Source organism: Ruegeria sp. SATB027, from assembly GCF_059613825.1.
Map to the genome: position 1 here is coordinate 1 of NZ_JBXWTH010000016.1, position 12,738 is coordinate 12,738.

The 12,738-nt window shown below is 61.8% G+C and carries 13 protein-coding genes; 7 read left to right on the forward strand and 6 right to left on the reverse strand.

All coding sequences use genetic code 11. From position 1 onward, the window contains the following. Positions 1-209: 209 nt before the first annotated feature. Entirely contained in the window at positions 210-2,009 is a 1,800-nt protein-coding gene (lepA, locus tag AC2FPW_RS01515; RefSeq protein WP_496812353.1) for a translation elongation factor 4, read from the reverse strand. An 87-nt stretch (positions 2,010-2,096) separates the two neighbouring features. Here lepA and AC2FPW_RS01520 point away from each other — a divergent pair, with 87 nt between their 5' ends. The 3 genes from AC2FPW_RS01520 to AC2FPW_RS01530 all read left to right on the forward strand — a co-directional run bounded on the left by AC2FPW_RS01520 (position 2,097) and on the right by AC2FPW_RS01530 (position 4,731). Further along, on the forward strand, positions 2,097-3,221 hold the full coding sequence (locus tag AC2FPW_RS01520; protein WP_496812354.1) for a hypothetical protein: 1,125 nt from the start codon (positions 2,097-2,099) through the stop codon (positions 3,219-3,221). 182 nt (positions 3,222-3,403) lie between these two features. Next, the gene (locus AC2FPW_RS01525) at positions 3,404-3,712 is read left to right on the forward strand and encodes a hypothetical protein (protein ID WP_209598134.1); all 309 of its coding nucleotides are present in this window, start codon (positions 3,404-3,406) and stop codon (positions 3,710-3,712) included. 65 nt (positions 3,713-3,777) lie between these two features. Further along, positions 3,778-4,731 (forward strand): LysR family transcriptional regulator, encoded by a 954-nt coding sequence (locus tag AC2FPW_RS01530; protein WP_496812355.1) that lies wholly within the window; start codon positions 3,778-3,780, stop codon positions 4,729-4,731. Here AC2FPW_RS01530 and AC2FPW_RS01535 read toward each other — a convergent pair. Next, positions 4,728-5,171 carry a low molecular weight protein-tyrosine-phosphatase gene (locus AC2FPW_RS01535; protein ID WP_496812356.1) on the reverse strand — a complete coding sequence of 148 codons (444 nt, stop codon included), beginning with the start codon at positions 5,169-5,171 and terminating at the stop codon, positions 4,728-4,730. The two genes, AC2FPW_RS01530 and AC2FPW_RS01535, sit on opposite strands and share 4 nt — an antisense overlap. Before the next feature lie 27 nt (positions 5,172-5,198). On the opposite strand from AC2FPW_RS01535, the gene AC2FPW_RS01540 reads away from it, so the two are divergent. Together AC2FPW_RS01540 and AC2FPW_RS01545 are read left to right on the forward strand one after the other, a co-directional pair. Beyond that, positions 5,199-5,897 carry an NAD-dependent deacylase gene (locus tag AC2FPW_RS01540; protein ID WP_496812357.1) on the forward strand — a complete coding sequence of 233 codons (699 nt, stop codon included), beginning with the start codon at positions 5,199-5,201 and terminating at the stop codon, positions 5,895-5,897. A gap of 62 nt (positions 5,898-5,959) precedes the next feature. Then, a complete protein-coding gene (locus AC2FPW_RS01545; RefSeq protein ID WP_496812358.1) occupies positions 5,960-6,568 on the forward strand; it encodes an HdeD family acid-resistance protein in 609 nt (202 codons plus the stop codon). 92 nt (positions 6,569-6,660) lie between these two features. Here AC2FPW_RS01545 and AC2FPW_RS01550 read toward each other — a convergent pair whose 3' ends face one another. From AC2FPW_RS01550 to meaB, 4 genes are all read right to left on the reverse strand, one after another. After that, the gene (locus tag AC2FPW_RS01550; RefSeq protein WP_496812359.1) at positions 6,661-7,134 is read right to left on the reverse strand and encodes a copper chaperone PCu(A)C; all 474 of its coding nucleotides are present in this window, start codon (positions 7,132-7,134) and stop codon (positions 6,661-6,663) included. Between the two features lie 38 nt (positions 7,135-7,172). Beyond that, on the reverse strand, positions 7,173-7,523 hold the full coding sequence (locus AC2FPW_RS01555) for a hypothetical protein (protein ID WP_496806811.1): 351 nt from the start codon (positions 7,521-7,523) through the stop codon (positions 7,173-7,175). A gap of 408 nt (positions 7,524-7,931) precedes the next feature. Next, positions 7,932-8,219, reverse strand: a complete 288-nt coding sequence (gene rpmB, locus AC2FPW_RS01560; protein WP_008756960.1) for a 50S ribosomal protein L28 — start codon at positions 8,217-8,219, stop codon at positions 7,932-7,934. 232 nt (positions 8,220-8,451) lie between these two features. Further along, on the reverse strand, positions 8,452-9,423 hold the full coding sequence (gene meaB / locus AC2FPW_RS01565) for a methylmalonyl Co-A mutase-associated GTPase MeaB (protein WP_209598140.1): 972 nt from the start codon (positions 9,421-9,423) through the stop codon (positions 8,452-8,454). Between the two features lie 173 nt (positions 9,424-9,596). Here meaB and hrpB point away from each other — a divergent pair, with 173 nt between their 5' ends. Further along, positions 9,597-12,050 (forward strand): ATP-dependent helicase HrpB, encoded by a 2,454-nt coding sequence (hrpB, locus tag AC2FPW_RS01570; RefSeq protein ID WP_496812360.1) that lies wholly within the window; start codon positions 9,597-9,599, stop codon positions 12,048-12,050. Between the two features lie 192 nt (positions 12,051-12,242). After that, on the forward strand, positions 12,243-12,701 hold the full coding sequence (locus AC2FPW_RS01575; protein WP_480488431.1) for an NUDIX hydrolase: 459 nt from the start codon (positions 12,243-12,245) through the stop codon (positions 12,699-12,701). Positions 12,702-12,738 lie beyond the last annotated feature (37 nt).

Genomic DNA, 12,738 nt, shown 5'->3' on the forward strand with positions numbered 1-12,738 from the left:
GTCACAGAGCCCGTAGGATAAGTCCGTCCGGGGAAAGGGGAACTGCGCTCAAAATCCGATTTGTGCAACAGAGCCCAACATACCTGTCGTTAGCAATCCGAGAAGTGCAAAATCTGAATTGGCCGTAAAACCAAGAATGTGCACTGTAAACAAACTGACAAACGGAACTAATACTGCTGCGATTTTAAGTAAGGTCATCGCAACGGACTCTAGCTATCCATCTTCAGCGCTGAAATAAACGCCTCCTGCGGGATATCCACTTTCCCGAACTGGCGCATCTTCTTTTTCCCCGCCTTCTGCTTGTCCAGCAGTTTGCGTTTCCGGGTGGCGTCGCCTCCGTAGCATTTGGCGGTCACGTCCTTGCGCAGGGCGGACAGGGTCTCGCGGGCGATGACCTTGCCTCCGATGGCGGCTTGGATCGGGATTTTGAACATGTGGCGCGGGATCAGGTCCTTGAGCTTTTCGCACATCGCGCGGCCCCGCATCTCGGCCCGGTCGCGGTGAACCATGGTCGACAGTGCATCGACCGGTTCGTCATTCACAAGGATCGACATCTTGACCAGCGCGTCCTGACGGTAGCCGGTCATCTGGTAGTCAAAGCTGGCATAGCCCTTGGTCACCGATTTCAGGCGGTCGTAGAAGTCAAAGACGACCTCGTTCAGGGGCAGGTCATAGACGACCATGGCACGCTGGCCCGCATAGGTCAGGTCCATCTGGATGCCGCGGCGGTCCTGGCAGAGTTTCAGCACGTCGCCGAGATATTCGTCGGGCACCAGAATGGTCGCCTTGATACGCGGTTCCTCAAGGTGGTCGACCTTGGACAGGTCGGGCATGTCGGCGGGGTTGTGCAGCTCGATCATCTCGCCGTCTTTCATGTAGACGTGATAGATCACGCTGGGCGCGGTGGTGATGAGGTCGATATCGTATTCACGCTCGATCCGGTCGCGGATGACCTCGAGGTGCAGCAGGCCAAGGAAGCCGCAGCGGAAGCCAAAGCCAAGCGCGGCCGAGGTTTCCATCTCATACGAGAATGAGGCGTCGTTCAGCGCCAGCTTCTCGATCGCGTCGCGCAGGTCTTCGAATTCGGCGGAATCCACCGGGAAGAGGCCACAGAACACCACCGGCTGCGCGGGTTTGAAGCCCGGCAGGGCGACTTCGGCGCCACCCCGGTCATTGGTGATGGTGTCGCCGACACGGGTGTCGCGGACCTGCTTGATCGAGGCGGTCAGGAATCCGATCTCGCCGGGGCCAAGCGAGTCGATCATCTGCATTTCCGGGCGGAAGACACCGACGCGGTCGACATGGTGCAGGGTGCCGTTCGACATGAACTTGACCCGCATCCCCTTTTTCAGCGTGCCGTCCATGATGCGGACCAGAACGATGACGCCCAGATAGGCGTCGTACCACGAATCCACCAGCATCGCCTTGAGCGGCGCGTCCAGAGTACCCTGCGGCGCGGGCAGTTTGTGCACGATCGCTTCCAGCGTTTCGTGGATGCCCTGCCCGGTCTTGGCGCTGACCTGAATGGCGTCGCTTGCGTCGATACCGATCACGTCCTCGATCTGTTCGGCCACGCGGTCACAGTCGGACGCGGGCAGGTCGATCTTGTTGAGGACCGGCACGATCTCATGATCGGCGTCGATGGCCTGATAGGCGTTGGCCAGCGTCTGCGCCTCGACCCCCTGGGTCGAATCCACAACCAGCAGAGAGCCCTCGACCGCGCGCATCGACCGGCTGACCTCATAGGCGAAATCCACGTGGCCGGGGGTGTCGATCAGGTTCAGCACATATGTCTCGCCATTATCGGCGGTATAGTCGATGCGAACGGTGTTGGCCTTGATGGTAATGCCACGCTCGCGCTCGATATCCATGCTGTCGAGCAGCTGTTCCTTCATGTCACGATCCTGCACTGTCCCGGTCTCCTGGATGAGCCGGTCAGCAAGGGTGGATTTGCCATGGTCGATATGCGCGACGATGGAGAAATTGCGGATATGAGCGAGGTCTGTCATGGAGTGGGGATATGTAGAGGAATCGTGGGTTGGTCAAGGTGGCACGTTTAGTGTCTTGGAGCACCGAATTTTCACCATGGGAATACGATGAGTGAAGTTGGCATTAAAGAGCAGCTAAAGTTGGAATTCGAGCGTCAATCAGCCGACAAGTGCGTCGAAGTTGCGCTTCGAGCGGCTATCCGAAACTTTGTTCCTCCAAACTTCGAAGGCAATGCTGACGCAAGCGAGAGCTATATATTTCCTCTCGGGCGTCTCTTACTACAAGCGATCGTCCATTCGAGGCTTCCGTGTTCAGCGACAAAAGAAGCGTTAAATCGGACATTGTCACATCTAGCGATACGAAGCCGCTTATTGGAAGAGTCTTCTGCTTTTCTGACAGCGATAGCCTCTCTTAATCGTGACAAAGTGAGAGCGATTGAAGTTATTGAAAACGTTTCGACTTCTTTCGCATCAGGCGCTGATCGGGAGCAGTTCCTACTTGCCCAAACTTCAAGAGACTTTTCAACGCGACACGCCTATGATTCCGCATACACCGTGGTTTTGAACACAAGCCTTTCTGACCTGAGTATTCCAGACGAGAATGTGTTCGATCACCCGCTTTGGAGTGACACAGTCACCTTCAAAGTTCCTTTGGATCAACGCGCCAACTTCAGAGACTACTTTCTTAGGCAAAGTTTCGCGTTCTGGCGTGCGTGGCACCAAGGATTTGTGGAAGGCAGGCCACTAGATTGGGAGTTGCAACGAAGGGTCGCGTTGATCGATGAGACGATTTGGAATGCCGGACCTAAAGCGGTTTCAGACGAAATCGAACAAATCCGGGCGCGGTGGGAAGTCGAGAAGGCCTTATCGGACATCAAAGGCAGCCTGACGGTTAGAACCTCAGCACGCCACGGTATCGGAGGGAACAACCCTCCTGAGAGCATCGAAGACGAACGGTTGTCCGGCGCGATTACCTTGATCTGGGAAGCGACCGAAGACCTCTCGACGGCTTTGGAAGAGGAACGCCCTGCTCGTGAGTGGATTGAAGCAATTCTGGGCAAACTCAAAAATGGTTTTCTAGCACTCACCAAGTGGCTTGGGCGTAAGGCTGATTTTGCAGTGGATAAGGCCATCGAAACTGCAATTAAGCAAGGTATACCCTGGGCAGGCAGAATCTATGTTCTCGACAAGCTGATCAAAGCCATCGAAGACTGGCTGCCGTTCCTGTCCTGACCAATGCCGGGCTGAAGCCCGGCCTACCGGGGTGGTGGGACTGTATCGTTTCCGGATCGTGCAATCACTTTTTCGCAACGTGTGATTGATCCGCGCGCCCGTTTGATTCATACTCCGCCGCAGACCGAGAGGGGCGCCAGAGGCGCCAGACCCGTCCGGGCAGGCAAAAACGAGGCTCGAGTATGAAACAGTTCCTCATTATCGCATTTTGTGCGGCATCGCTGACGGCGGTGGCTCAGGTCGCGGATGCGGCGCAGATCAGGCAGGCGTGCATGGCGTCGGATCGCTCGGCCGCGACGCGGGACCGGTGCAGCTGCATTCAGCGCGTGGCGGATCAGGCGTTGACGCGCAGCGATCAGAAAACCGTGGCGAAATGGTTCAAGGACCCCCATCAGGCGCAGGTGCTGAAGATGTCGAAAACCGCGCGCGATGATGCGCTGTGGGATCGGTACCAGAACTTTGGCCAGATGGCGCAGGCGATCTGCAGCTAACCCGTTCAGAATGCTTGACCTGATCCACGCTGCGCCCCAGAAAGGCGCAGCGAAAGGTGTATTGCATGGTAATGAAAGGGCTGACCCTGCGGGGCCTTGAAGTGTTCGAGGCATTGGCGCGGACGGGATCGGTGGCGCAGGCTGCCGAGATCACGGGGCTCAGCCAGCCATCCGTTTCGCAGCAATTGCGCAATCTGGAAAACGCGCTGGGGACCGAATTGGTCGATCACGGGCGGCGGCCGATGCGGCTGACGCAGGCGGGGCGCAGTTTCCTTGCGCGGGCCGAGGCGGTTCTGTCCGAGCTGCACATGGCCCAGAGCGAGCTGTCGGTCATGGATCTGGGGCATCTGACCACGCTGTCGATCGGGCTGATCGACGATTTCGACAATGATCTGACGCCGCGGCTGGCCACCTTGCTGGCCGACAGCCTGACCCGGTCGAAATTCAAGCTGATCACCCTGTCGAGCCTTGATCTGTTCGAGGCGCTGGCCGAGCAGCGCCTGCATATGGCGGTCACCGCCCATAGCGGCGAAGTGCTGGAGGGGGTGGTCGAATACCCGCTGGTCCACGATCCGTTCATTCTGGTGGCCCCACAGGGATCGGGGGGCGTCGAGGCCGTGCAGGAGCGGCTGCCGTTTCTGCGCTATGCCCGCGAACAGCTGATAAGCCGCCAGATCGAGGCGCATCTGGCGCGCCGCTCGCAGGTGTTCGAGGAACGGTTCGAGATCGGCTCGCACATGGCGCTGATGGCCATGGTGGCGCGGGGTCTGGGCTGGGCCATCACAACGCCGCTGGGCTTCATGCGCGCGGCGCGGTTCCATGAGGGGCTGGAGGCGCACCCTGCCCCGTTCGGGGAGTTCTCGCGCAACATATCGCTGCTGGCGCGCACCGAGTGGTCCGATCAGGTCCCGCAGGAGGTTGCGGGCATGACCCGGCGTCTGATGCAGAACCAGATCGTGGACCCGGCACTTGCCAAGCTGCCCTGGCTGAGTGGCCAGTTGCGGGTGACCGGCGGCTAGGTGTCCAGATGGGCGGCAAGCCCGTCAACTGCGGCCTCGATCAGGTCCAGCGCGCCGTCGAAATCCCGCGTGTAATACGGATCGGGTACGTGATCGGCACCGGTCTGAGGGGCGAAATCCGTTAACAGGCGAACCGGTGTGCCGTTGCCCGGTGGGCGCAGGTCTTCGATATCAGCGATGTTTTGGTTATCCATGCCGATGATCAGGTCGAACCGGTCGAAATCCGCGACGGTGAACTGGCGCGCGCGCAGGTCGCCGAGGTCGATGCCTCTGCGGATTGCGGCCTTCTGCATCGGGCCATAGGGCGGATTGCCCGTGTGCCAGCCAATGGTTCCGGCACTGTCGGTTGCATGATGCGGTGCGCGGGCGCGAAAGACGCCCTCGGCCGCGGGAGAGCGGCAGATATTGCCCAGGCAGACAAAGAGGATACGGTGTGTCATGGCCAAGGTGTAACGCGCGGAGGGGATATGGGAAAGATCGTCATTCTGACCGGGGCCGGGATTTCGGCTGAAAGCGGGCTGAGCACCTTCCGCGACGAAGGCGGGCTGTGGGCGCAGCACCGGATCGAGGATGTGGCCACGCCCGAAGGTTTTGCGCGCGATCCCGCCTTGGTGCAGGGGTTTTACAATGCACGCCGCGTTCAGGCCGCCGCTGTGCAGCCCAATGCGGCCCACATGGCGCTGGCGCGGTTGCAGCAGGGCTGGCCCGCAGAGGTCGTGATCGTGACCCAGAACGTCGACAGCCTGCATGAAGCGGGCGGTGCGACGGGTGTCATCCACATGCATGGCACATTGGCGGGAGCCCTGTGTTCCGGATGTGATCATCGCTGGCCCGCCCCGCCCGAAATGGCCGTCGCCGAGCCCTGCCCCGCCTGCGGCCAGCCCACCGCCCGGCCCGATGTGGTCTGGTTCGGCGAGATGCCTTATTACATGGACGACATCTACGACCACCTTGCCAGCGCATCGATCTTTGCCGCCATCGGCACCTCGGGTCAGGTCTATCCGGCGGCGGCCTTTGTCCACGAGGCGCAGGCGGTGGGCGCGCGGACGGTCGAGATCAATCTGGAGCCGACGCCCGGGCCGTCGGGCTTTGACGAGCGCATTGTCGGCAGGGCATCCGAAACGGTTCCGCGATGGGTCAGTCAGCTTCTTGCGGGATATTCTTAAGCTACAGACAACGCTGGCTTAATTTGTGTACACTATCTGCGATAGCGACTGGAGGATGCGCCATGACTGATCAAGACCCCCGCACCGGTGAAATCCTGGATGACGGCAGCATGGCCGGGCGTGACATGCTGGGGGAACAGCTGTCCAGCCTGTGGTGGACGTTTCTGCTGCGCGGAGTATTGGCCGGGCTTGTCGGTATTGCAGCGCTGTTCTGGCCGTCTGGCAGCATCGCGCTGCTGCTGCGGCTGGTCGGTGTTTTGCTGATCCTCGACGGTGGGCTGACGCTTTTGGGTGTTGGTCGTCGCGGGGTGCTGGGAGGAGCTGCAATCAGCGCGCTTCTGATCGGGCTTGTCCTGCTGATCTGGCCGGAAGGCACGGTCAAACTGGCCTTTTTCCTCATGGGCGCATGGGCGCTGATTATCGGGATCGGTTCGCTGGCGGCATCTGGGCAAATGCACGAGAGAGACCCTCAACGCGGCTCCATGCGCGCCTCGGGTTTTGTCGCGCTTGTGGTCGGGCTTGTTTTGATGATCTGGCCGGCGGTCGCGCTTGTTGCACTTGGATGGGGCATCGCCTTTTCGGCACTGGCCATTGCCGCGGTCATGTTCTGGCTGGCGTCCCGATTCCGCCAGGCCGGTGACCGTGTCGGTATGAAAACCATCAACAAATAGCACTGTCCGCAGCCGCATGGAAAACAGGCCGGGCAAAGCCCGGCCTGACGCATGGATGAGGGCTGCAGCGCGGCCCGAAGACAGGCGTTGCCCTAGTTCGAATGTGATCCGTGGCCGCCTTTGTCCTGACGCTCCAGATCGACGGGGATCTCGATCTCGACCTCGCCTGCCTTTTCAAAGATCAGCGTGACCGGCACCATGGCGTCCTGTTCGAACGGGGCCGTCAGCCCCATGAACATCACATGGTCGCCGCCACGTTTCAGCATGTGGGTTTCACCGGCCGGAATGGCAAAGCCTTCTTCGACATGCACCATCTTGGCCACGCCGTTTTCATCGACCTTGTGGGTGTGCAATTCCACGCGCGCTGCCGCGTCCGAGGTTACACCGATCAGCCGGTCATCGGCGTCGCCCTGATTGTGGATCATCATGAACGCGGCTCCGGCGATGGCGGCCTTGCCCGAGGACCGGGCATAGGCGTCGTCAACCGTGATGGGGCCTTCGGCAAAGGCGGGGATGGCCAGCGACACGGCGGCCAGAGTTGCAAGCAGAGTGGTTTTGAGGGACATCGTGCCTCTCCTGTGTAAAGGTTTGAAAAGGGTGGGTTTCAAACGCTGACAGGAGGCGCGCGGGCCGGGGTTGCGGGAACCGGCAGGGCGATCTGGTTGCCCAGATGCCGCAGCGGTGACGGCTGCGCCTGTTCCGGTGCGGCTGGCAGTGCCGGTTCGGCAACTGCAACGGCCCCCAGCAGGGATATCGCGTAGTCCGGGCAATAATGCGGCGGGGCGGTCGGTTGCCCGTTTTCGTCCATATAGACGACGACCGGGCCGGTGCCCGTACACAGCACCATCTGGCCCACGGCATTGTCCATGCCGCGCGACATGGCCAGCCCCTGCCCGGTCAGAACCAGCAGCAGGGACAGCGCATAAGGCAGAAATCTGGTAACAACAGGTCTCATCCTGACCCAGCTATAGGTCAGCAGCGGGAAAAGCTTCAAGCGCCAAAGGGTCGCGCTTGAAGCTGTTTTTCAATAATCCAGTCCGGGTCTTTTCACCCTATCTGTAGTGAAGCTGGTATGAGACCGGTTCACCCAGCGCTGCATCCGTGTGCAGGCTGCAATCGCCTTGCGGAATACCGCGGCCAGAAACAGGAAAAGATAAAAACTTTTTAACGTCATAATGTGGCCCCCGCCTGATGAATGACAGTGACGTTAGGTCAGATTCGCAATCCTGTATGTGAAGAAGTTCACCAATGGCAAAAAATTAGTTCCAGATTGAGAACAATGAGGGCCGAAAGGGGCTGGCCCAACAGAAAAGGCCCCGCACCGAGAGGGTGCAGGGCCTGAAATTCTGTTGGTTGAAAGACCTTAGGCCGAAGCTTGCGCCTTGGCGATTTCTTTCTTCACTTTCAGAGCGTTTGCCGACAGCTCATCATCCTTGGCTTTGGCCAGGAACGCGTCCAGACCACCGCGGTGGTCAACCGAACGCAGCGCAGCCGCCGAGATGCGCAGCTTGACGCCACGGCCCAGAGTTTCGGACTGCAGGGTAACGTCATTCAGGTTCGGCAGAAAACGACGACGAGTTCTGTTTTTGGCGTGGCTGACATTGTTGCCAGTCATCGGGCCTTTTCCGGTCAGTTCGCAACGGCGCGACATGGTTTCTTCCTTTGTTTCTGGAGGCCGGGCTGGATACCCGCGGCCAAATCACAAGGGGCGCAACCCGAAGTCGCGCCCGAAAACTGGTTGGATGCGTGTAGTGGGAATCGCACGGAGGGTCAAGACGGGCCGCGCGAAATCTTTCATTTTGCCTGCCACACAGGAATGGCCCGGACGGGCCATGCCGTTGGCAAGAGTATTTGGCAAAAGGTGAAACGTCTATGGCGGCCCATTAGCCGAGCGTGTCCAGAAGCTGACCGGCAGCGACCGCCGGGCTGAGTCGCCCTTGTGAGACTTCGTCGTTCAGGCGCTCCATCTCGGCGCGGGCCTGCGGTGTGTCGAGGCGGGCGAGAAGGGCGTGGCGGACCTCCTGATCGAACCAGTAGCGGGCCTGGGCAGCGCGGTTGGCCTCCCAGATACCGGTGTCGCGGCGCCATTGGGTCAGGGTTTGCATTTCGTCCCAGGCCTGTTCCAGCCCGTGTTCTTCGACGGCGGATACTGTCATCGCCTTGGGGAAGCCTTCGGGGTCCTGCGGGCGTTTGCGCAGCAGCCGCAGTGCGCCGGCATAATCCGCGCAGGTGCGGGTGGCGGTCGCTTTCAGGTCGCCATCGGCCTTGTTGACCAGAATGATATCAGCCATTTCCATGATGCCGCGCTTGACGCCCTGCAACTCGTCCCCGCCCGCCGGGGCCAGCAGCAGCAGAAACAGGTCAGACAGTTCGGACACCACCGTTTCCGACTGCCCCACGCCCACGGTTTCGATCAGCACCACGTCATAGCCCGCGGCCTCGCACAGGGCGATGGCCTCGCGGGTGCGGCGGGCAACGCCGCCAAGGTGGCTCTGGCTGGGAGAGGGTCGGATGAAGGCGTTCTGTTCGCGGCTCAGGCGTTCCATCCGGGTCTTGTCGCCCAGGATCGAGCCGCCCGAGCGGGCCGAGCTGGGGTCGACCGCCAGAACCGCAACGCGCAGCCCCTGCCCGGTCAGCATCATGCCAAAGCTTTCGATGAAGGTGGACTTGCCCACGCCGGGCGTGCCGGACAGACCAATACGCAGCGCCTGACGGCCCGAACCGGCAAGCTGTGCCAGAAGGTCGCTGGCCTGCGCCCGGTGATCGGCGCGGTTGCTTTCAACAAGGGTGATCGCACGCGCCAGCGCCCGACGCTCGCCCTTCAGAATTCTGTCGCTCAGGCTGTCTGTCTGCATTCTTGTCCCGATCCTAGAGGCAGGAACAGTTGCCGTGCTTGGGGGGTGTTTGTCCAGACCGGAGGCGGCAGGAAGTGCGAAGATCGCGCAGCCTGCGTCATTTCGTGCGGGGCGATTTGCCGATGTGAGCGCGGAAACTGGACGCCACCTGCGGGATCGCGGATAAGGGCCGGATGACCCTACGCCTGCCCATAGACGATGCCATACCCGGCCTGCTGGACGCCCTGCGCGCGCAGGGGCGGGCCGTGCTGCAAGCGCCGCCTGGTGCGGGCAAGACCACGCGGGTTCCGCTGGCGATGCTGGAGGCGGGTCTGTGCGGCGGCAGGATCGTGATGCTGGAGCCCCGGCGACTGGCTGCACGGGCCGCGGCAGAGCGGATGGCAGAGACACTGGGAGAGCGCACCGGCCAGAGTGTTGGCTATCGCGTGCGGGGCGACGCGAAAGTGTCAAAAGACACAAGGATCGAGGTGGTGACCGAGGGCATTCTGACCCGGATGCTGCAATCGGACCCTGACCTGCCGGGCATCGGCGCGGTGATCTTTGATGAATTCCACGAACGCTCACTCAACGCGGATCTGGGATTGGCGCTGTGCCTTGAGGTCACGGGCGCGTTGCGGGACGATCTGATTCTGCTGGCCATGTCGGCCACATTGGACGCGGACCCGGTGGGGCACCTGATGGCCGCGCCGCTGGTTACGTCGGAAGGGCGGAGTTATCCCGTCGAGATGCGCTGGCTGGATCGGCCGTTGGGGCCACAGGCGCGGCGGCTGAATGCATTGGTCGATCTGGTCGTTGAGGCCGAGCGCGAGACCCGCTCCACCGGCGGCGGGATCTTGGTGTTTCTGCCTGGTGAGGGTGAAATCCGGCGGGCTGAGGCAGCCTTGACCGGACGCCTGCCCGCCAGTTGCACGGTGCGCCCGCTGTTCGGGGCCATGCCCTTTGCGGCCCAGCGCGCGGCGATTGCCCCGGTTGAGACCGGGCGCAAGGTGGTGCTGGCGACGTCGATTGCCGAAACCTCGCTGACGATCCCCGATATCCGGGTGGTGGTAGATATGGGGCAAGCGCGGCGGGCGCGGTTCGATCCGGGCTCGGGCATGTCCCGGCTGGTGACCGAGCGGGTAACACGGGCCGAGGCCACGCAACGCGCAGGTCGTGCGGGCCGTGTGGCCGAGGGGCTGTGTTACCGGCTGTGGTCAAAGGGGGAGGATGGCGCGCTGGCCGCGTACCCGCCTGCCGAGATCGAAGCCGCCGATTTGACCGGGCTGGCGCTGGAGCTGGCGCTGTGGGGCGCGGATGCCGCTGATCTGGCCTTTCTGACCCCGCCACCCGAAGGCGCGATGGCCGAGGCGCGCGCCCTTCTGGCGATGCTGGGCGCGCTGGACGGCAAGGGGCGGATCACCGAACACGGGCGGGCGCTGGCGGCGCTGCCGTTGCATCCCCGACTGGGGCATATGCTGGTGCGGGCCGGACCGAGTGCCGCGCCTTTGGCCGCCTTGATGGCCGAGCGCGACCCCCTGCGCGGCGCGCCGGTGGATATCGCCTTGCGGCAAGAGGCACTGCGGGATGTGCGCACCTTTCAGCGCAACCGGGTCTGGCAGGTGAACTTGGGGGCCGTGGATCGGATCAACGCCGAGGCCAAGCGGTTGAGGAAACAGGCCGGAAGCAAGACGGATGATCTGAGCGCTGCTGCCATGGCCGCCCTCGCCTATCCCGACCGTATCGGACAGCGGCGCAAGGGCGATGCGCCGCGTTATGTGTTGTCGGGGGGTAAGGGTGTCGTGCTGGACAGCGGCGATTCGCTGGCCGCCGCGCCGTTTCTGGTTGTCACTGACACAGATGGCAACCCGCGCGAGGCAAAGGTGCGGATGGCCACCCAGATTTCGGAACGCGAGATCCGCGAACTGTTCGCCGATCAGATCGATTGGGTCGAGGTTTGCGCCTGGTCAAAACGCGAGCGGCGGGTCGTGTCCCGGCAGCAGGAGCGGTTCGGGGCGATCACCCTGGACGACCGCATCTGGAAGGATGTCCCGGACGACGCCTTGGCGCGCGCGATGCTGGACGGGGTGCGCGATCTGGGGTTGCGGCTGGACGGGGCCGCCGCACGGCTGGCCGCGCGGGTGGAACTGGTGCGTGCCGACGGGGTGGACCTGCCCGACTTTTCGGTCGAAGGTCTTATGGCCGAGCTGGACGACTGGCTGTTGCCGATGCTGTCCGGTGTCAAAAGCGCAGAGGACTGGAAACGGTTTGACCTGCTGCCCGCCTTGCGCGCGCGGTTGGACTGGACCCAGACCCAGGAGCTGGACCGCCGCGCGCCGGGATCGTTTGAAACACCGCTGGGGCGCAAGGTGCCGATCGACTATGGCGCGGCGGTCCCCGAAATCTCGGTTCGGTTGCAGGAGCTGTTCGGCGTGACCCGGCATCCGGTGGTTGGCGGACAGCCCCTGAAGATCACCCTGCTGTCCCCCGCGCAGCGCCCGATCCAGATTACCCGCGATCTGCCGGGGTTCTGGGCCGGGTCTTATGCGGATGTGCGAAAGGATATGCGGGCGCAATACCCCAAACACCCCTGGCCCGAAGACCCGACACAGGCCGACCCGACGCTGAGGGCCAAACGCAGGCGGGATTAGACCCATTACTGCGTCGCTTCCGGCAAGCGGCTCGGGCTTTCGGGGCTGTTGCGCGAAATCTAACAAATCACAGTAAATTGACCGAAAATCCGGTCATAATCAGAAATAAGCGGACATTTCATTGAAGTCTGGCATTATTGTTGTTACGTCACACAGGTTTCGAAGACAGAAACAGGATTTGAAGAACATCTTATGAGTGCATGGCTGCGAAATATCTGGGAAGAGGTCGGACGCCCCTTGTTTCTGCGCCCCCAGCGGGTGCAGTTTGCGGCCCTGTGTACACGCAGGCATGAGGATCAGGACGAGGTTCTGCTGATCACCAGCCGCGAAACCGGGCGCTGGATCATCCCAAAAGGCTGGCCTGTCAATGGTCTGGATGGGTTGGAGACAGCCCTGCTGGAGGCGTGGGAAGAGGCTGGCGTGCGCGCAGAAGCGGTCGACAAGGAGCCCGTCGGCCAATTCACTTATGACAAGATCTTCAAGGGCGGGTCGGCACAGTCGGTCCTGACCCGTGTCTACCGGGTTTCCGTGCACGAGCTGGCGGATGATTTTCCCGAAGTGGATAAGCGCAAACGTCAGTGGTTTTCACCGGCAGAAGCCGCCAAACGGGTTCAGGAGCCCGAGTTGCAGGCGCTGCTGCGACAGATGTAGCCGTTTCGCAACAATTTGATGGCAGCGCGCTTGCCCC